General features: G+C 64.9%; 14 protein-coding genes. 6 read left to right on the top strand and 8 right to left on the bottom strand.

The window, feature by feature from the left end; all coding sequences use genetic code 11:
* Nucleotides 1-312 precede the first annotated feature (312 nt).
* Complete coding sequence (locus IEZ27_RS51580; RefSeq protein WP_189654004.1) at nt 313-1,194, bottom strand: phosphorothioated DNA-binding restriction endonuclease; 882 nt, start codon at nt 1,192-1,194, stop codon at nt 313-315.
* Nucleotides 1,195-1,536: 342 nt separating this feature from the next.
* Here IEZ27_RS51580 and IEZ27_RS51575 point away from each other — a divergent pair, with 342 nt between their 5' ends.
* The 4 genes from IEZ27_RS51575 (at nt 1,537) to IEZ27_RS51560 (ending at nt 8,141) form a co-directional block, all read left to right on the top strand.
* Entirely contained in the window at nt 1,537-3,462 is a 1,926-nt protein-coding gene (locus tag IEZ27_RS51575) for an alpha/beta hydrolase (protein WP_229825117.1), read from the top strand.
* A complete protein-coding gene (locus IEZ27_RS51570) occupies nt 3,463-3,990 on the top strand; it encodes a hypothetical protein (protein ID WP_189654003.1) in 528 nt (175 codons plus the stop codon).
* 753 nt (nt 3,991-4,743) lie between these two features.
* Nucleotides 4,744-7,149, top strand: a complete 2,406-nt coding sequence (locus IEZ27_RS51565) for an AAA family ATPase (protein ID WP_189654002.1) — start codon at nt 4,744-4,746, stop codon at nt 7,147-7,149.
* On the top strand, nt 7,149-8,141 hold the full coding sequence (locus IEZ27_RS51560) for an aminoglycoside phosphotransferase family protein (RefSeq protein ID WP_229825118.1): 993 nt from the start codon (nt 7,149-7,151) through the stop codon (nt 8,139-8,141). Before IEZ27_RS51565 ends, IEZ27_RS51560 begins: the two co-directional genes overlap by 1 nt.
* 235 nt (nt 8,142-8,376) lie before the next feature.
* Here the strand turns inward: IEZ27_RS51560 and IEZ27_RS51555 are convergent, their stop codons facing one another.
* From IEZ27_RS51555 to IEZ27_RS51545, 3 genes are read right to left on the bottom strand one after another with little or no spacing between them, the layout of a single operon-like run.
* Nucleotides 8,377-10,371, bottom strand: a complete 1,995-nt coding sequence (locus IEZ27_RS51555; RefSeq protein ID WP_189654000.1) for a hypothetical protein — start codon at nt 10,369-10,371, stop codon at nt 8,377-8,379.
* Nucleotides 10,368-11,510, bottom strand: a complete 1,143-nt coding sequence (locus IEZ27_RS51550; protein ID WP_189654011.1) for a 5'-methylthioadenosine/S-adenosylhomocysteine nucleosidase family protein — start codon at nt 11,508-11,510, stop codon at nt 10,368-10,370. Before IEZ27_RS51550 ends, IEZ27_RS51555 begins: the two co-directional genes overlap by 4 nt.
* Before the next feature lie 13 nt (nt 11,511-11,523).
* The gene (locus IEZ27_RS51545; protein WP_189653999.1) at nt 11,524-12,219 is read right to left on the bottom strand and encodes an NUDIX hydrolase; all 696 of its coding nucleotides are present in this window, start codon (nt 12,217-12,219) and stop codon (nt 11,524-11,526) included.
* 485 nt (nt 12,220-12,704) lie between these two features.
* Between IEZ27_RS51545 and IEZ27_RS51540 the strand changes: the two genes are divergently transcribed.
* On the top strand, nt 12,705-13,826 hold the full coding sequence (locus tag IEZ27_RS51540) for a hypothetical protein (protein WP_189653998.1): 1,122 nt from the start codon (nt 12,705-12,707) through the stop codon (nt 13,824-13,826).
* Nucleotides 13,827-14,134: 308 nt separating this feature from the next.
* On the opposite strand, the gene IEZ27_RS51535 is transcribed toward IEZ27_RS51540, so the two are convergent.
* The 4 genes from IEZ27_RS51535 to IEZ27_RS51520 all read right to left on the bottom strand — a co-directional run bounded on the left by IEZ27_RS51535 (nt 14,135) and on the right by IEZ27_RS51520 (nt 18,254).
* Nucleotides 14,135-15,499: a tyrosine-type recombinase/integrase gene (locus IEZ27_RS51535; protein WP_189653997.1), complete on the bottom strand. Its 1,365-nt coding sequence runs from the start codon at nt 15,497-15,499 to the stop codon at nt 14,135-14,137.
* Nucleotides 15,496-15,687: a helix-turn-helix transcriptional regulator gene (locus IEZ27_RS51530; RefSeq protein ID WP_189653996.1), complete on the bottom strand. Its 192-nt coding sequence runs from the start codon at nt 15,685-15,687 to the stop codon at nt 15,496-15,498. Before IEZ27_RS51530 ends, IEZ27_RS51535 begins: the two co-directional genes overlap by 4 nt.
* 812 nt (nt 15,688-16,499) lie before the next feature.
* Nucleotides 16,500-17,387: a TRM11 family SAM-dependent methyltransferase gene (locus tag IEZ27_RS51525; RefSeq protein WP_189653995.1), complete on the bottom strand. Its 888-nt coding sequence runs from the start codon at nt 17,385-17,387 to the stop codon at nt 16,500-16,502.
* A 9-nt stretch (nt 17,388-17,396) separates the two neighbouring features.
* Nucleotides 17,397-18,254 carry a DNA methyltransferase gene (locus tag IEZ27_RS51520; protein ID WP_189653994.1) on the bottom strand — a complete coding sequence of 286 codons (858 nt, stop codon included), beginning with the start codon at nt 18,252-18,254 and terminating at the stop codon, nt 17,397-17,399.
* 791 nt (nt 18,255-19,045) lie between these two features.
* On the opposite strand from IEZ27_RS51520, the gene IEZ27_RS51515 reads away from it, so the two are divergent.
* A complete protein-coding gene (locus IEZ27_RS51515; protein WP_189653993.1) occupies nt 19,046-19,876 on the top strand; it encodes a hypothetical protein in 831 nt (276 codons plus the stop codon).
* The last annotated feature ends 29 nt before the right edge of the window (nt 19,877-19,905 follow it).

The following is a 19,905-nucleotide window of genomic DNA, read 5'->3' as shown; positions in this document are numbered from 1 at the left end:
TGGCGGCTGTCCTGGTCACGGCATGCTCGCAACGCCGGTGTTCGGCCGGTGACATGAAGAAGTTCCTGATAGACGGGTTGATCACCACAATCCACACCGTCGCAACCAGGAGCTTCCGGTGTTGTTTTACCGTGCCGCCGTCGATTTGTCGCCCCAGACGCCGAAGTACGTGGCCGGGGGTGATCCGGCGCCATCGTAAGGCGATCGGGTCGGCCTGGCTGCGGCTGAACCCCGCCGGCAGGCGCTGCTGGTGCTGGTCTACTTGCGCATGGGCGAGACGTTCACCGAGCTACAGACCCCACAGCCGATGACTCAGCCGCGGGCGGGCGTGCGGAACACCTGTTGGGTGTGCCAGTCGATGTGGTCCTGTTCGACTTCGTCCAGGCCGGGCTGGGGAGGTCGGGCGGGCCGGCCTGCCAAGGAAAGCACCACGTCCAGGGCAGACTGCGAGCGGCCGACGAACCTGGCCGAGACGGCGATGGTGCGCTCCGCGGTCAGTCCGAGGACGCCCTTGTCGAACAATTTGTGGTGGATCGCGCACAGGCACAGCCCGTTCGCCACGTCGTCGGGCCCGTCGAAGGCCCACCAGCGCACATGCGCGGCGTCCAGGCCCACCGCCGTGCCGTCCAGCCAGCCGTCGTAGGAGCAGAACGCGCAGCAGTACTCGTACGCCATGAGCACCCGACTACGAAAGCCGGGGTCACGGCGTGACGCCTTTTCGACCTCGCCGGCCGTCTCGACCGTCTCCAGGTCCAGGCCGGCCAGCAGGCACAGGTCCGCGTGCAAGGACGGGGCGAAGTTGGCGTCCAGGAGGTAGTGGGCGATCCGCGCCAGCAGGCCCCGCTCCACTAACAGCGCGTGGGCCAGGTCGGAGTGCAGGCGGCCAGTGGCCTCGCTCTTGCGCAGGCGTCCCAGCTCCGGACCGGGGCTGCCGGGCCCATGCCGGGTGTCGACTAGCCAAAGGCCGTCGTTCGTCAGATGGTGGAAGGGATAGCCGGGGCTGGTGTCACGGGGTGGCCCGTACTCTTTGAGCAGTTGCTTCAGCCCGGCCTCGGCGGCACTGAACGGAATGGGGCGGTTGCCGTGCTGTTGGAAGCTGCCCAGAGCGTATAAGAGGAGGAGAGGCTTGTGCGGTGCGCGCTCGCCGCCTCTGGTCCAGCGCCGGATTCCCGCGATCCGCTCGATCCAGTCCACGGTCGACCAGTGTAGAACGATCTAAGTACTCAGGGTGAAAGGCTCCATCATCCCAGGTCGGGAAGCGCCTCCTCTCATTTCACGGCTATCACGCCCGAATCGACTCGGTGCATCGAAGCTCAGTCAGGGAAGCCTTCCAGTAGTCACGGCGAGGGCCGTCAGCGTTGGTGGGCAATCGTAAGGTGGACAAACCGACTGAGATTGAGCGCGGTACCCACTTCCAATCGGACTCTCGCAGCTTGCAATTAGCATCACACGTTCAAGGAGACTTCGGCGCGCTTCCCATAACGACTCCGCATATCGCGCGGACGAGCATCGGCAAAGCGTGACATCGTCGGATTTGTGGGAGGCGAGACAGCCGGTTTAGAAGAAGCCCTCAGCCGCGTGGTGCGACTGGCGGGCGATCACATCAGCGCGCTCGACTCCAGCATGCGCCAGATGGCGGCCCACGCCTGGGTCGGCGGCGGCGCGGGCCCCTTCACGCAAGCCACCCGCGACCAGCGCACCCAGCTCCAGCAGGCCTTCGAAACTGCAGCAACGCAGATCGCCGAGCGCATCCGTGCCCTCGGCGGCCACCCCACCACGCCGTCGCTGTCAACCCCGCTCCCCGCCGCCACGTCCGCAGGCGGCGGATACGCCGGGATGAACGTGGAGGCAATGACCCGCATGGTGGCCGACCTGGAGCGCGCCGGACATGACCTCCCCGCCGCGGGAAGCCAGCTCTCCGGGGCGCTTGCTTCTGCAGGCGTCAGCGTCGCGCCGGCTCAACAGGTCACGGGAGTAGGCGCCTGGGCAGCCGATCAGGCCACCGACCTGCGCAGGCGGCTGACCGTACTCCAGCAGCGTCCCGACGGCGACATGGCCAACGCGGCCGTGGTTGGCTTCGGGCTCTTCGGCGGCTCTGCCTCCGACCCGAGCGGCCTCGGCACCGTTCTGACCGCCGCAGCGGCCGGCGACCCCTCGGCGCTGGAGAAGGTGGTAGCAGCGCAGAACGACGGCAAGGACCCGACCCTCGCCTCCCGGGTCAACTCCTGGTGGCAGCTCCTCGACCCGGCCGCCCGCCAGCGGCTCATCAACGCCTCACCACAGCTGATCGGCTCACTCAACGGCGTACCCGCCGCCACCCGCGACAGCGCAAACCGCGCCTACCTGGGCTTACGCAAGGACGCCATTGCCAAGCAGTTGGCGGAACTGAGGCAGCTGGAGCAGCGCATGAAGCAAGGGGCGCGACAGTCCCACATAAGCCTGGATATCAATGCGCTGGAAGCGGAACAACGACAGATCCAGGCCGTCGAGAAGAGCCTGGCCATGGGCGGAGTCAACGGCCGCCCGCCGGCACTCCTGCTCCACCTCGAACTGGGCGGACTCGGCAAGACCGCCATCTCCTTCGGCGACCCCGACAAGGCCGACTCCGTTGTCACCTCCGTACCGGGCACCGGCACCACACTGGAGGGGATCGGCGGTGACGCGACCCGCGCCGCAACCCTGTGGGACCAGGCCAACATTTCTGCCCCCTCCCACACGAAGATCGCTTCGATCATCTGGCTCGGCTACGAGGCACCACAACTCGACGCGGGAATTCTCCGGGCCAAAACCTCCGTGGCATCGCCCTACCTCGCCCAAGCCGGGGCAGGCCCACTGGCCAGCTTCCTCGACGGTCTCCACAGCAGCCACCAGCCGACCGGCACACCACGATTCACCGTACTGGGCCACAGCTACGGCAGCGTGGTGACCGGCATGGCCGCGCAAGCGAGGAAAGGGACGTTCGCCGACCAGCTCATTCTGGTGGGAAGCCCCGGGACGATGGCAGCGCGGGCGAGCGATCTCGGAGTCAAGCAAGTCTGGGTGGGCGAGTCACCCCAGGACCCCGTCGCCGACCTCGGACATCTCCCACTCAGCGGCGGGCGGAATCCCATCTCAGGCCTGCTCACCCCCTGGTTCCCGAATGGTGCGGGCCCCTTTGGGACCGACCCCAGTAACATCGCCTTCGGCGCCAACCGCTTCCTCGTCCGTCCCACGCCGGCCGGTTTCACCGGCTACGACATCGCGGCACACTCTGGTTACTGGGCTCAGCGCTCGGCTTCCCTGGAGAACATGGGATTCATAATCAACGGCCAGTACGATCGAGTATCGAAGTTGCCAACGCCGAAACAGGCCCCGCATCCGACACCCCATCTGACGCCGCCACCGCTGCCACGCCCTTCTTCAGAACCGGTGTCCCCACCGTCGCCCACTCCGCAGTCTTCACCCACGCCGACGGGAGACTAGATGTTCCGCGCCGTCAGATTGATCACCGCGGCAATGGTTCTCGTCGCCGGGTGCGCTCCCGGCGGAGCCCTGGGAGGATCCATGAATCCATCGGCCAACAAGCCCACGATCACCAAAGCACAGGCACTCACCCGGATCGAGCAGCTCATCAACGGGACCGCCGGCGTCATCCATCCCAAGCCCCAACTGGACCTGTATCAGCCCAGCCTCAACGACGGCCTCTGCCTCGACCCACAGGACGGCGGCTCCGAAGACCGGATCGAGGTCAGTCGCTCGTATTACCTGCGCGGGCTGCCCAAAGCCGAGGATGCACTCAAGGAGGTGGTCGCCGAGGTGAAGGCGTACTGGCAGAAGCAGGGCCACTACATTGCGGTCGAGCACGAGAACGGCCTGCAGCTCTATGGACACTCCCGCCCTGACGACTTTCTCATCACCATCAGCTTGGCAGCCGATGATGTGCTCAGCCTTGGCGCCACCTCCACCTGCCTCTGGCCCAACGGAACCCCCGAGCCCTCCGCCACCCCCTGACGCCGGCAGAGCCCCATTGCGGTGACCATGCTCATGCACATCACCGTGGCCAAGACCTCCACCCCATACGACACAGCAACATTCGCGCGGAGAGCAACGGCTGACGAGCTCCCCGAAGCTCGTGTAGGGCCGGCGCGGCGGCTTCTCCTACCGGTAGGGCCTGGGCCTTCGTGGCTTCCCCGTCAAGTGTGCTGTCCCAATAGCAATCGAGCAGGTACCTCGCTCCGTTCCCAGCCCCCGCCGCCTCGAACCGTGCGTGCCGTTCTCCGGCAAGCAGCCGCCGGTCCTCGTCCGCGCGTCGTTCCTGGCTCTCGATCGAGGTCAGTTCGGCGCCGATAGCCCGCCCAAGACTGCACAACGTCCGGGTCACTGTCTCGGCCTTCGCCAGCCCCACCGCCTCGTACAAGGCGTCGCGGTAGCCGATCACCCGCAGAGTCGGCGAGCAAACGCAGGACAACCAATTGATAACTTACCAAGAACGTTTATACACACTCACTCGCCGCACACGACGCGAATGATGAAATAAGCCAATTAACCCCGGCGTCGTTCGCGTGACGGATCCTGCCCGAGCCTCTTTCGGGTGTCCCTATTCACGATCTCGTTGACCTCGGGCGATGCGTCGATCTTTGATGGGCATCTGCGTTTCTACCGGCCGCTCCGACCGGAGTGGCGGAGGTGTATGTGCCACCACACTCTCGGCACGCGAGTCGAGATCGTGCCGCAAGTTGATCGCTGCTCATAGGAAGAGGTCGAATGGCTCTCGAGCCTCGATTCCGTCGCGTTGCGGCGCTGCATCGCCGTTTCGTCAACCGGGAAGATCAACGAGCGATCTTCGACGAAGAGCTCGAGAAGGTCGGCGACGGGCCGCGCGTCTTGAACGTCACCGGTGTCGGCGGGATAGGAAAGTCCCGCCTACTGCGAGAGTTCGAGCAGCGAGCCCAGGGCAGCTGCATGGTGGCAACGTTGGATCTCCAGGTTCCTGCGCACCGCCAGCAAGAGGACGCCTTGGCCGTGCTGCGTATGCAGTTCGGCCGCCAGGGCGTACGGTTCGACCGGTACGACATCGCCTATGCGGTGCTGTGGCAGCGGCTGCATCCGCATCTCGGGCTGAGCCGCCGGGAGCTCCCCTTCATCGAGTCCAGCGAGGTCCTCACAGAGGTGCTGGACGCCACCTCCGGCGTCCCGGTGTTCGCCACCGCGGTAGGGCTGATCAAGCTGCTGGACCGGGGAGCTGACGCCCGCAAGCGACGGCGTCACCTACGAACCGATGAGACGCTCGGTCAGCTCGACCAGCTTCCCGGCTCCGACCTGGTCGACGCTGTCACCTATCTGTTCGCCGAGGACTTGCGCATCGGCCGCAAGGACAGGCCGTACCTCGTCGTCATCGACGCCTACGATGCGCTCGGGCAAGCCGCCTCGGATGTGTGGCTGAGAGATCTGGTGGCCCAGCTTGACCGTGGCCTCGTTGTCATCGCGAGCAGAGAGCCGCTCCCCTGGCATCAATACGCCCCGGAATGGGAGCGAATCATCCGCCAGCTCCCGTTGGAGGGACTCCCCATGGACGCGCGGATGGAGTTGCTGACCGACGGCGGCGTCACCGATCCTCGCATGCAACAGGTGATCGCAAAGGCGAGCGTCGGCGTGCCGTTCTACCTGCACCTCGCCGTTGACAGCGAAAGCAGACGGCAGGTGGTCTCCCAGGACGAGATCATGCAGCGCTTCCTTCAACACGTCGATCCGGACGAGCGCCGTTACCTGGAGCTACTGAGCGTCGCGCGTACCTTTGACTTCGAGCTGTTCACCCGGCTGGCGCAGGCCTTCCATCTTCCCGCTGGGCAGATCGCGTGGGAGAGGCTGACGTCGTATTCCTTCGTGTATCCCGCACCGGAATCGCGGTTCCAGTTGCATCAGCTCATCACCAGTGTTCTGTGCGGGCGGCTGTCGACTGCGATCAGACAGGAGGCCCACAGGGTGCTGCACGACCTGTGGAACGAGCGCGCTCACGGCACCGACGCCCCCACGGCGCTCCGAGAAGCGGCCTACCACGGCCTCGGCGCCAAGGTCCTGTCCAGCGATCAGCTGCTGGACTACGCCGACCGGATCGCCGCCCTGGGCGGAGCGCAAGGGGTATCCGGCCTGGTCGCCGATCTGAGGGATTTCCTCGAGCAGAGCGAACCCGACGAGGCTCTGGACCAGACAGCGCGGTGCCTGGCGGCCGAGGCGGCGGTCCTGCTGGGGGATGCCGAGACGATCAACACGTTGACGTCGGAACGATCGTGGTCTCTACCGAGCCGGGCGGGTGCGCGTCTCGCCGTCGCCGCAGGGCACGGGCGGCGCATCGGTGGGCAGACTGCCGAGGCGCTGCACATCTACGCGAGCGTCTGGGAGGGGCGCGAGGGTCCGGAACGCCACCCTGCAGGTCTGTGGAGCGCGGATCTCCACATGGCCCAGGGCAGATTCCGCCGGGCGTTCCTCCTGGCTGACGAGGTGACCGCCAGCAGTCCTGAGGACGCCCACATCCTTCGGGGAGACCTGGCCCGGCTGCTTCACCTGGCGTCCCGCTTCAACTACGACTTCGAGAGGGCGGAGCGGCATCTCCGCGACGCGGAGATGCGCTACCGCCAAGCGGGAACCGTTGTCGGGGCAGCGCTGATCAAGACCAACTTCGCCGAACTTCTCGCTTGGACGGATCCGGTCTCGGCCATCGCGGTCGCGCGCGAAGCGGTCGAGGCCAACAACGACCTCGGCGCTCTGCACGAGGCCGGCAAGGCGTTCACCGCTCTAGGCCAGGCCCAGCTGACCATCGGGCACTTCGACGACGCCCGCACATCTCTGGATCACGCTTGCCACACTTTGGAGAAGGCTGGCTACCGGTCCGGTCGCGCCAGGGCGGAACTCGTCCGAGCCAGCCTCCATGTCCGCCTCGGACAGGCCGATCAGGCCATGGCCTCGCTCCGGTGGGCGGTGGACGAGTTGGTGGCTGTCGAGGTCTATCCGACATTACTCATGACGGCCGAATACCTGCTCAGCATGCTCCAACGCACCGACGACACGATCAGCGCGGCTGCCCAGCAGGCCCGGAACAACATCGAGCCATTGGACACACTGGAGGCGTTGGAGACACGGATGAACAATCACCTGCGGGGGCTGCGTACGTGATGCTCAACCTATACAACACGGCTGTCCAAGCCAGAAACGGCGCCAGCGGCTTCTACAACGACAACGTCCGAGTCGACACCCCGAGCGGGCCGGTCATCGTCCGCATCCCGATCGCCGGGGCCGACACCATGGATCTTCGGATCTGGCCTGAGCAGGACGTCCTCGCTGCCCTTGCACCGCATGTCACCCATGTCCCGAAGCTGCTGCATGTGTCGCAGGAGCCCCCTTTCCAGGTTCACGAGTTCATCGCCGGAGACGTCCTCGACAGCCTCGCTCCGCGGGGGAGCCGCGTGCCACCTGCCGTACTGGGAGACGTCGTCGAGCTGTTCGTCCAGCTCACCATGGTTCCACTGGATCAACTGCCAGAGCTGCCGCCGTCATGGCCGGTTGACGCCGACCCGCCCGCCTTCGCCACGCGACTGTCCGACGTGACCGCACAGGTCTACGACACCTTCCACGAGTCCTATCAGCCGCTGTTCACCGCACTCGGCATCCCTGAAAACCCGCTGACGCCGGTGCTCGCGCGCTGGCCCGAACTCACGCCACGGCCATTCACACTCGTCCACGCCGACGTCCACCGAAAGAACATGATCTTCCGTGACGGACACGTCGTGTTCCTCGACTGGGAACTCGCTCTGTGGGGCGACCCTGTCTACGAACTTGCTGTCCACTTCCACAAGATGAGCTACTACGACGACGAGCGCCAGGCTGTACTCGACGACTGGGTGAGGAACATGCCGGCCCAGTACACGCAGGGGTGGGAGCAGGATCTCGACATCTACCTGGCGCACGAGCGGGTGAAGTCGGCCATCGTCGACACCGTGCGGTACACCCAGCTCATCTCAGGCGAGCGACTCAGCGCGGCCGAGGAAGATCAACTGATCGGCAAGATGGCACGCAAGCTCAACGCCGCAGGAGCGATCTGGAAGTGGAGCAACCCTGTCAGCACCGCCTACGTCGAAACCCGAGTCCAAAAAACACGCCCCCGGTAAATCGCCCCTTTCAGGCTCCACAGCGGCTGCCCTGGTCCCAGCGTGATCGCGATTCGGTGTCCCGGCGGCGGCATGCGAAAGCTCCTGGTAAACGGGTTGATCACCACAACCCGCATCATCGCACCCAGGAACTCTGTGTGCCTTCTATCGTGCTGCTGTTGGTTTGTCGCGTTCAACGCTGAACTACGTCGTCCAAGCGATCAACGGCAGTGGGTCACCGATCGGGCATGGCTCGTCAGGCGAAGATGGCATTCACGGCCTTGCTGACCTCTGCGAGGGGGGCCTTCTCGCGTTGGCGTTCGAAGGCGATCCATTCCTTGCCCTCGGCGGCGACCCCCTCCAGGACGTGCAGGGCATTGCCGAGTCCCGCCGTACCGAGGGTCACCTGGGACGCGCCCTGTGGATCCTTGTCCTCGATCTCGGTGACCTCCGTAGGCGGATCCGTCACCTTGACCTTGATCGGATCGCCGTTGGTCAGCGTCAGCTCGAAGACGTTCTCCCCGTTGTCGGTCTCGGCCACCTGCACCGAAGTGAACGCGTCGTAGCGATAGTTGGTGCGTGCCCGACTGCGGGTTGTGGCCTTCTGGAAGTCGAGGTGCACAGTCAACTGCCGCACACCGTCCTTGGTGAGCAGGAAAAGCAAGATCTTGTATTTCGAATAGCGCCATGGCCCGTCCTCGACGCGCGCCCTGGCGTAGGAGGGCGTGGCGGGTGCCTCGATGAAGGCATGGGCGAGGACGTCCTGGCGTTTCAGTCTGTAGATGGTCATCGCGTGCTCCATCAGCGCCTTGCGGTCGCACTCTAGCCAGCGGGCCATTTCCAGATCGTCCGGTCTGTCGGCGAGTTTGCGCTTCCACCGCTCGAAAGCCGCCTGGCGGCCAGCTAGCAAACGTTCCTTCTCCGCCTTGTCGGCGGAGTGGCGCCTGTACTCCGCGGCGATGCGCAACCAGAAGCGAGCCGCGAACCAGACCGAGGCCAGGCCGGTGATAGCGGCCAGCGACACGGGCAACAGCCTGACGTGCGCGCCGCTCCAGACCAGGAAGGCGCCTGCCGCGGCTGCCGCGATCGAGGTGAGCACGCACATCGCTTTCACGGACAAGGGGACGCGCAACTCCCTACGGTAGTCCCACAGCTTGCCCGCCTGCCAGCGCCGCGCGACGTCGGCGACCAGGTATCTGGTGAGCCAGCCGACGCGCTTGGCGTTGACCGTGCTCTCCCGGTATATGGTGACGACCTCGTCGCGCAGGGCCCGGCGGACGCCCGCCGTTTCCGAGAGCCAGCGAGCCCTGTCCGCGTCGGGCGGGGTGTACAGCGCGAAATAGTGGTTGAATTGCCTGTCGATCTTGCTCGCGAACCCGTCGCCGCGGATGGTGGTGGCCGGCCCGCGGAGAACCTCGCGGTCCTTCGCCTGGCGGCGCATCTTCCTGCACCGCCACTCCACGCCGCTGCGCACGCTCACGTAACAGCCGGCCGCGAGAGCCAGCAGGGCGGACAGCGCCGCCGTCCCGTCGTGCTGCCATGCCGTGGCGCCGACGAAATTGACGGTCACCAGGGCAAGCGTGGTGGTCGCCGCGGCTCCGGTCCAGGTACCAGGTCCGACGACGACCGGACCTGCCGGCCGTACGCGTGCGCCAATGGGTTCCGGCTGGAAGAACTTCCAGGCCCGACCCAGCCGGTCCCTCGCGAAGCTGTCCTTCCTGGCCGCGTCGAAGGCGCGCGCCCAGAGAGCGTCCTCGGCGGAGCTGTCCAGGAACATCTCCATGTGCTGCAGGACGTCGTTGCGCTGCTTGTCGGTCAGCTTCTCGAATTCCTGCTCCAGGCCGCCAGCCCCGCCCTCCTGAGGACGGGACATCAGGAGATGGTCGATCAGCTTGATCGCGTCGACCCATTCGTCGTCGTCCTTGACGGCCCCGCGCACGCAGCGCAGCATGGCGATCTCGTTCGGCGGCACCTGCTGCAGGGTGCGGCCGCTGAGCAGGGCCAGCAACAGGTAGAAGCAGGAGCGGCCGTTGACATAGTTGTGCATGACCACGGCGTCGCAAATTTGCCGGCGTGCCTCCTGAGCCATCCCGGCACGCAGGCAGTTAAGGCCGACCTCGAAAGTCTTCTCAGGTGACAGGGCCGCCGCGACCTGGTAGACATTGACCGGTCCATGGATGGCTTCCGCCTGGACGGCGACGTTCGCCGAATCTTGCGCGAGGTTCGTCGGGCCGGAGCGGGGATCGTTCACAGGACGCCCCGGATCGCCGCGATGATGGCCGATACGTGCGCCGCCAGCTCCGCCACGTCCGCGAGCAGCCCGCGGAGCTTCTTGAGCGCGATCAGCGCCTTGTTCCTGCCCTCCTTGGTGCTCTCCGACAACGATTCGGCGGCGACGGCGATCTCCCCCTCCGCCGCGGTGAACGTGTCCTCGTCGACGACCTGGGCCTTGTGCGCCCTGGCGAGCCGATCGCGTAGCTCGGTGAGCTGAGCGGCCGGGTCGGCTGCCTGGGGCGCGGGCTGGTGGCCGACGGTGACGTTGCCGTGGATGTGCCCGGCCTGCACGCCCACCCGGGCGTTGTCGCGGGCGATGTTCTTCATGTTGTCGGTCATGCCGTTCGCCTCTCTCGCCTTGCTCGCCGGATGGTTCTCGTGCTCCGCGGCCAGTTCCTGGGCCAGGGCAACAGCGAAGGCTGCGGCATTGGCGGCCGCCTTCGGTTGCCAGTTCAAGCCGTCGGTCGAGGTCTTGGTGCCGTCGGCGCGGTCGCTGATGCCCCGCACCACGGCCATAGGCAAAGACCTGTTGTGATGGGTGGCCTGCGCTACGCCGGCCGACTCCATCTCGATCGCGAGCGCGTCATTGTAGGTATGGCGCACCCATTGGGCGTGTGCGGAGATCGAAGAATCCTGTACTACCTCGCCTGCCGCGATCGGCCCGAACAGCACCGCGGGCACGGCCGCGCCCGCGGGCAGGTGGCGGGTCCAGGTCTCGATGCGGTGAAGGTGGCGCGCGATCTGATCGATCTCATGGGCGATCTCCCAGGCGCGCGGACGGGCTTTGAGCCCGTCGTCCTCGCTGGTGCCGCCGTGATAGGCGTACACGTGCGTGGCCACCACCACGTCGCCCAGATCGACGCCGGGCCAGAGGGACCCGGCGACCCCCACGAACAGCAGCGCCGACGGCGAGAACTCGGCAATCGCCCGCTCGGTGATCACCGCCGAGGGATGGTTGCCCTTGCCGACCAGGCCCAGCGCCACCCGGTGGCTGCCGTTCGCAAGGCGGCCGACCTCGAAGCGGGTGCCAGCGGTGTGGCGGTGTACCTGCGGGTCAGTCAGGTGTCTGCGGACGGCCTGATATTCCAGATCCAGCGCGGTGAGGATCACAATCATGATCACCGACCTCCTAAGGTCGAGTCATCGGGGGATTGAGTTCGTGGACCGGACCCGCCTTGAAGAGCCGGGCGGGCCGCCCGTTCGGGGTCTTGCGCATCGGGCCGTCGGCGACGATGAAGCCGCGGGCGCCCTGGACCTTGCGGTAGAAATTGCGGGGATCGAGCTGGACGCCCCAGACCGCTTCGTACACCTGCTGAAGCTCGGAGATGGTGAAGGTCTCGGCGCAGAATGCGGTGGCCAGGGCGGTGTACTCCAGCTTGCCCCGCGCGCGCTCGACCCCGTCGGTGAGGATGCGGCGATGGTCGAACGCCAGTTTCGTGGCATGGGCCAAGGCGTCGTCCACTGGTGTCCAGGAGGCGTGGGCGGCGTCGGTGCCGGCGACCGGGTCCGGCAGGCGGGGCGCGATGGCCAGGTAGGCGACGGACACGACGCGGCCGCGCGGGTCGCGGCCCGGCTCACCGTACACACCCAAGGACTCCAGATGTACGTCGTACAGACCCGCCTCCTCGGCCAGCTCGCGTCGCGCCGCCGCCTCAATGTGCTCATGCTCGTCGCGCAGGAAGCCGCCCGGCAGGGCGAGCACCCCGAGGAAAGGGTCAACACCACGTTCGACAAGCAGGACATGCAGATGCGCGTCGCGCAGGGTGAGGATCACCAGGTCGACCGCGAGCAGGATGAGAGGCGGCTGCCATGGGTCGTCGGCCATGGGTACACCATAGCTTTTTGTCAGATCGACAAAAAGCTCTTGTCGAGTACCAGATCTCATGCCTGCTGCGTTGCCGTCAGGCAGACGCTCGGGGTGCTGCGCAGCGAGAGACTGGTCGCCACCGTGAAGCGCGAAGGCTCCTACGCTCGCCGCAGCTACCCGTCGAACGGGTCACCACAGAGGGCGCCGCAGAAGTGGCCGCCCAGAGGCCACCACCTAATGAACGGACGAGTTGGACATTGCCAGAGACGTAGCGGCCTTCGTCCTGAGCCAGCCCCGTCGAAGCACGAGAATCCTCCCGCGAACAGGACGACCCCGTCTTCGAGAAATAGAATAATTGGCACATTTGCCGCATTAGCTCAACGCAGCCGTCCGGGAGTCAGCGCTTATACCGTCAACTGTGGCCCGCAGCGCATCAGACGACGCGTAGGTCGTCTCGAGCAAAGGATGCCAGAGCTCAAGGTTTCGCGATAGCATTCCCCACTATGGGAATAGTCAAGTTCGCCAGACATGAATGGACACCTTCCCCAAACGGTTCGGATACCGTCGGCCCCCCTAGCGAAACCATCGACTTGGCAGTAAGTCTGGCCCGTGTCGTACTAGTCAACGGACTCGCTTCCATCGCTGGAAGCCATTACGGATCATTTGACTCCTTGAGGCTTGAGGCCCAGCTACTTGCGACAGCACTCGACAATACGCAGAAGAACGGAAGATACGCGCTACACAGAACAAGGGCATTCGACTGTTCATCGCTGCACATCAAGTCGTTCATCATAACAGCCGCAGGACTAGGGCTGCTGACCGCAAGTCTAGAGAGCTTGATCATTCAGGATAAGATCAAGCCGCTGCAGATCAAGCACTTCGATCTTATGCCTGCTACCACTCCCCGAGGACCGAAGGGCGGTAACTCCAGGCCAGATCTATTGATAAATTTGCCAGATTACCGCGAAATGGTCGGCGAAGCCAAGGGGAGAAGGAACGGCTCGGGACAGACCACTAAAGAGGTGCGGAAGTTTCTTAAGAAGCTGCACGAGTGGGCGTCTACCAGCGAGTATGGGAGCACCTCTCTAGCGTTAAGCTGGGCCTCGATTCTCGAGGACAAAACCTTCGTGAATCTGTATCACACTGATCCGACGAAGGATGTCGAACTCATACCACAGGAACCCCTGGACCAGTACCCATACTTCGAAGAGGCGCGACAAGAACATCCCATTCGGTCGCCTCGCGCCATGGATTCGCTAGAATTTCGGCACGAATGGAACATAATAGCTAATTCGCTTACAGCGCCAACCCCGATTCAATTCTACGAAGATCCACTTTTTTGGAGCGCCCCAAACCCTTCCCCCGATGATCGCTATCTCGCGGATATCCCTATCCGCGGAGCATGGTCACCCCTAGGAGCAGGCGGGCGTTCAATCTTCGTCGGCATCTTCCAGCAAGCGCCCGGTGGCGACGCATTGACGCGGATTCGACAAGCATACGCATCCAGCCTCGAAGAGAACGCCATCGATCCTTTGGATATCGCAGCTGAAGGCCGTCTCCTCTTTGCCGTTGCGCAAGATAGGGAACTGGCTACCTGGAGGGCGCTGCGCCAGAGGATCGACTAGCGGCCGCCTTTCGTTCATACGTCAGAGGCAACAATCCACCGCTGAGCTCTGCAGGGACTACCAGCCAAGGCTCTGGCATAGTGGAGTTTTGTCCTGTTTCTCGATCATGCGAGGTCGAGGGCGGTAAGGGCTCGGGTGACATCGTGGGAGAAGCGGAGGATGCTCGGGTGATGTTGCCGGCACTGGTCAGGCGTAGGGCGCCGATGGCGAGTTAGCGCAGGCTGGCCGTAGAGGCCTCCGACGATCGACGAACACCAAGCGCGAAGAGACGGCCCCAACGTGGCTGGGGCCGTCGTCGCTCCAATGACCTAATCGATCAGCACATCAGCGATCTTCGAGTTGATGTGCTCCTGCTGGCCGTCTATGCACTTCGCGTACACCCGAAGTAGGACATCCACGCTGTGGCCGGCGCGCTTGGCGACTTCGACAGCAGGTACGCCTGCGTTCAGCCACAGCGAGACCGCCGCATGCCGAAGATCGTATGGTCGACCCGCCAGGGACGAGGTGGTCTGTTCAGCGCTGAGGACGAGTTTGCGGGCTTCCTGCCAGACGTAGGAGTGCGCCGAGCTGGAGTAGGTGCCGCCCGTGCTCGTGTGGAAGATCCTGCCGTCCTTGGCCGTGCCGTACTCGGTGATGTGCTCGCGAAGGATGGCGACGAGGACGGGTGGGATCGGTATCTCTCGTGTCTCCTTGTCTGCTCGATGCTTCAGGTTTCGGGATTCGTGGGTCTCGCCGGAGTTGGTCCAGCGCTTCGTGCCCTGGGGCCGTGCCTTCTCCAGGACGATCAGGCCCCAGCCAGATTCGGGCAACGTGCAGTTCCTCTGTCGCAGGTCCGCTGCCTCCTCCGGCCGGAGTGCTGCGTAGTAGATGCAGGCGAATAGTGCCTTGAGTCGTGCGCCCCGGTTGCGTCCTACCTTGGAGACGGCGTCGAGGAGCTGTCGCGCCTGGGCAGGATTAACCACCGTTCGAGGATCGATGAGCGTGACGGCTTTGGGTGCGGTCCATTTGATGCCGTCCATCGGATTGCTGTCAAACACCTTCTGCTCTACCGCGTGCTCAAGTAGGTGATGGAGGACGGCGCGCTTGCGACGCACCGTATTCGCCCCCGCCGGGGACCCGGCGAAGGTGACCGAGATTGCCTCCAGGGCTGAACGTAGAACGTGCGGCTCACCCAGAGCTGCCAGCGGCAGAGAAGCGCGTTCCAGCCAGGCCAGGGTTGCGGCTTGCGCCGCGGTGAGCTCCAGGCGTCGGTTCTGTGGGAGGAGCGCGTGGTTCCGGAGCACCTCTCGCAGCGCTTCGGTTGCGGGACGGCGAGGGGCATTTGTCACCAGGGCGGGGACCAGCGTCAGGAGCGCATACGCGTCCGTTTCTCGTGTTCGAGCCGCCGATGTGTTCCAGCGCTGGAAGACATAGGACTGGGCGAACCGCAGGAAGGAAGGGCCGGTGGACTCGCGCGCCAACATCGATACCGGTAGGCCGGTAGCGATGTCGAACTCCTCCCCTATCTTGGTCGCTTGCCGCAGATCCGACATGAACGCAATGGCCAGACCTCTGGTCCGAAAGCTCTTCGACTTGTCCTTGCCGGCGATGCGCCATCGGGCGATGTAGGCGGGCGTACCCTGGTTGGAGCGCTGCTGAATGCCACCAAGCCTCACGTCGTAGGTGGTCTTCATGCCACCTCCCGCCGTGACTCGATCCAGGCCTTGAGGTCGCTCCGCCAGACGCGAAGTTCCAGATTGGGGAGTTGGATGCACACCGGCGCTCGGCCGAGTTGACGCCAGCGGTAGAAAGTGCGGCGGGAAACACCGCCCAGTTCCTTGAGGACTTGAGTGACGGTCAGCAGTTCGTCGCACCTGCTCATCGGTCACCGCCCCAAGAAGAGCGGGGCGTATTGGTGCGGTGAGGCTGGTTGAGACTTGAGTGGCGCAAGGCGTTGCCGCCCTGAGTGGGTGCTACGCCATCGTTGGCTGAGTTCGTCGCGGTGAAAGAGTTCGCACGTCGTGAAGCCGACGTCATCGACACCGCCGTTGAGGGATACGCCCAGGTCCAGAGCGTCGCATCGGTTTTCTGATCAGCGCAACCGCCGTCTACGGGGTCGTCGAGGCGATCGGTCACCGCGATTGGGGCGCGGGAGCGGGCAAGGTGGTGCAAAATGAATCCATCCTCTCCATTGATCTGGGGTGGGATGGCCCTCGGCCTGGCGAACGTCTTGGCGGATGTGTGGCCAGGTCGGGGCCGCTACATATAGGCGCTGTATGGCTTGATATCGCTACATGCGAATTAGGTACCGGAATGGCGTTTGGTGAGGGAACCGGCCGCCATTCATGGAACCTCCCTGAAAATGCTTGACCGACGGCACACTCCTCCTGCTGCCCCGACAGTCGTGGCGATCGCTTGGAATAGCGGGTGTCTCAGACTGTTGGGCACGTGACATGGACCCGCACCTCCGGTCTCACCGTCAAGTGAGACTGCCGCCATGTCTATGGTCATGGCGCCTCGCCGAGACCACTTGCGCGATTACGCCTTTCGCCCACTACACATAGGATGCGAAAGGGCAAACCTAGGCCGAATTTCCTTTTCAAGGAAAGAACGCTCCCAAGTTTGACGGCATGAAGCTTGAGAACACGTGATGGCGCACCTCCGCCACCCTGCGCCTCCTTGCGTCTTATGCAGCTATTCGGTCTGCGTAGGCGACTGTGGGCGAGAGCAGGAGAGCTCCCCCCGGATGCGGAGAATGAGGAGGTCCTCGTGAGCCGCGGCAAACACCGGTTGGCCTTTCTCCTGGCTCCTCCACGCCTCCAGCATCTGGAAGAACGACGCCCGGTTGATCAGCCGACCACTACGCAGACCACACAGCAGCGCCACCAAGCGGTATGTGAGTTGAAGGCCAGCAGCTTCTGCTGTCTCGATGACCTGACCGGGGAGGTCAACGAGCCGCCCACCGACCCGGATCGGACGGATCGTGATCGCGACGATTCCACCGGGCCGCAGTAGTTCCCCACATCCAGCGAGGATCTGTCCGAAGCCCTCCATCAGCTGTGGCAACGGCTGGTGAGCAAGGTTGCCCTTGTCCGTGGAGTACCGGTGGTTCAACTTCTTCACCGGCCCGCCGTCCTCGCGGCTACCGCAGCGGACATGGCCGTGCGTCCGCACGCCGTAGGGCGGAGAGGTCAGGACCAGCGCGGCCAAGCCTCGTAGGTCCCCGAACACGGTCGCGATGTTCCGCGCGTCCCCGCAGGCCACCCGGCCATACCCCGTAGCCCCTTGAGAACGAGCATGCTGAACGTTGGCGGCGGTGAGACCGGCGAAGTCCGATTCGTACTCCATCCCTGCCGCGTGTCGCCCCAGATGCACCGCCTCTACCAAGGTGGTCCCGATCCCGCACATCGGATCCACCACCAGCTCCCCCGGCTCGGTGAACGCCGAGATGACCTGAGATGCGATCGACGGCAGCATCTTGCCCGGATGCCTCATCGACTCCGCGACGTATCGCCCACGCCGCTGCACCCGCGACTGCAACTGGCCTGTGGCCAGCACCGACGGCAGAACGTTCTCGTTCATCGGACCACCTCAGCCTGTGCGAGTGAACAGGAGAACATCCGCGTGCACCGACGCGACCGGCGGTAGCTCGGCAGACTGAGCATGACGGAGCTGCGCCAGCTCCGCGGGACCAGGCTGAACGACGAGCGCGTCTCCCTCGACCGGGACTCGCACCGCGATGACGTGCTGGATATAGGCGAGGCCAGCCCCTGCTGCGCGCCGGATAATCCCTGGCGCAAGGTCCACCAGCCTGCCCCGCTCATGCCGCGCAGTCGTGATCACTGCCAAGTGACCACCCGGAGCGAGAACGTGCCGCGCGTCCTCCAGGAACCGGCCCAGTTGCGGCGCGCTGAGCGTCGATCGCTCCGCCCTGCACAGCGGACACGTAACCAACGCCGGATTGACCGGCTGTCCGGAGCCCGGATAGGGCGGAAGCGCCGCGATCAGCAACTCAACCCGGCCCGCGAAACCGAGCAACGCATCCCGAAGCTCGTGCGGCCCGTGCGGGCGCAGCCTTACCCCCGCCCGCTGGGCAGCCGAAAGCTCCTGTCGCAGACGGCCGACAAGGTGCTGCGCAACCGGGAGACGCGGAACACACCCAATCCCCAGCCGCCCCATCTCCGCAGCTGCCACCAGCACCGTCTCGCTTATCGTGAAGACGTCCGTGACAACCCCACCCGGACGGGTACAGGCGTCGATCAGATGCCGCGCCAGTTCCAGCCCAACGGCCCGATGATGCCAACCGCATACCGCGTCGGTTGCGCACGGGCTCTCCTTGGCCTTCGACGTTCTGGGTGCGGTGTCGGAACACAGCCACACCGAGAGCGGCACCAACCGCCTTTCCGCAGCCCGCGAACCCTTCGACCGCGACCCTTCGTTCTCGCTCATCTACGGTGACCCGCGACGGTCACCCGTTCCCATGTACTGAAACACTGCTTGATCAGCGCTGATTGGAACGGCCGTCGATCCCCCAGCCTCTCTGCACGTTGTGATCGTGCATCAACCACCCCGCTTCGTCCCCATGGGCCCAGAGGCGCCACCGCGATCGGTGAGGCCATTCGGCTCCCGCACGGCATTTAGGCTCGCTCGCACTCAGTGCGATCAGCAGGCGGACCTCGTTCTCCATGTGGGGCGCCGTCGATCGCGGTCAGGCCGTGTTCCGTGAGCCTGACGCGGATCGAGCGCCAACCCCCGACGTCGGGCAGCCGTTCGAACGGGTCCTTGTCGGCGAGCCTGTCGAAGCGGTTGGCGACGGCCCCGGAAGTCACATGGCGGTCTTGTTGAGGGCGCCCGCCGTCAGCTCGTACGAGGTGGGGTGTCGCCGAACGACTCGAGCAGGTGGCGCAGCAGGTCTGCGAGTTGATCGGGTCAGGGGGCGTCGCTCGCCGACCTGATACACAGCGCACTCACGCAACCGTGATCCACTTCGGCGACACACCGACTGCCCTCCCTGCACAGGACCTCGGCCATACGTGCGACGGCTTGGCGAGAACTTTGACGGGCTCGTACACCAGAGCACGTCCCAGCAGGTCATCTGCGGGTTGGAGAGATTGGCACGCTCCTTGCGCGTCACTGCAGGAAATGCCTATCGCCGCAGGTCAGCTGGCAAATGGGAGCGACCAAGGTAGGTCCTCGGCGCCCCCGCTTCTCCCCTTGGCGATCCGAGTTCTTCCCATCTGGTGATCGAGACCTGGATCGACCGATCCGACCGGGCCTCCTGGGGAGAAACCATGGCCATCGATCTACATGGCAGCACCACAACGAAGAACTTCAACGAGAACGCCCTGAGCGCAGCCGATAGGGCGTTCAGGCTTCTGATCATCGGTCCGAATCCGCTCTCAGTAGATGGCAGTTTCATCGGGCATGGAGCACCCCAGTGCCTGCTCGATCTTGGCGAACTGAAGGAGCTGCTGCTCGCGCCACAGGCCAGCGATGAGCTGAAGGACAGCGTCTGGGCGCATCTCGTACGACGCTCGCGAGACGACGGTCCGGCGTGGGTGATCGGATGCGTAGGGGTGGCGATGCCGGGGCTGAAGAACCTCGCTTCGCGGACGTCGCATGGCTGCCCGGCGCACGTGGTCGACGACATCGTCTCGGAGATGGTGACGCACTTCGTCGCGCAGCTTCGCCGGATCGATCTCGACCGGCCGAACATCCTGCCCCGGCTGCTGCTGTGGGCGAGGAAGGGCGCGCTTCGGGCTCGGGCGCGTGAGCTCGCCTCCATCCAGATCTGCGCCGAGTTGCCGGAACCAGTGGCTCTGGACACGGAGCCGTTCATGGTGCTCGCTGAGGCCGTCCGATGCCGTGTCGTCACCCCGGACGAGGCGAAACTGATCAACGCGACGCGCTTGGAGGGCCAGGCGTTGCGGGCGTACGCGGGGCGCTTGGGGGTGCCGGCGGATCGGCTCTACAAGCGGCGGCGGGCGGCAGAGGCGCGGCTGGCGCGGGCGATCGAGGAGGGTCAAGTCTCGGTCAGTTGTGACGGACTGGCCTCCAAACTCGCTGGCTGAGTCGGTGATTCATCCATGTCAGCCGTGAT

It is taken from the genome of Nonomuraea spiralis, from assembly GCF_014648435.1.
Taxonomy (GTDB): Bacteria; Actinomycetota; Actinomycetes; order Streptosporangiales; family Streptosporangiaceae; genus Nonomuraea; species Nonomuraea spiralis.
Note: the sequence above shows the minus strand (reverse complement) of the source record. Positions and strands in the feature narration are given on the sequence as shown.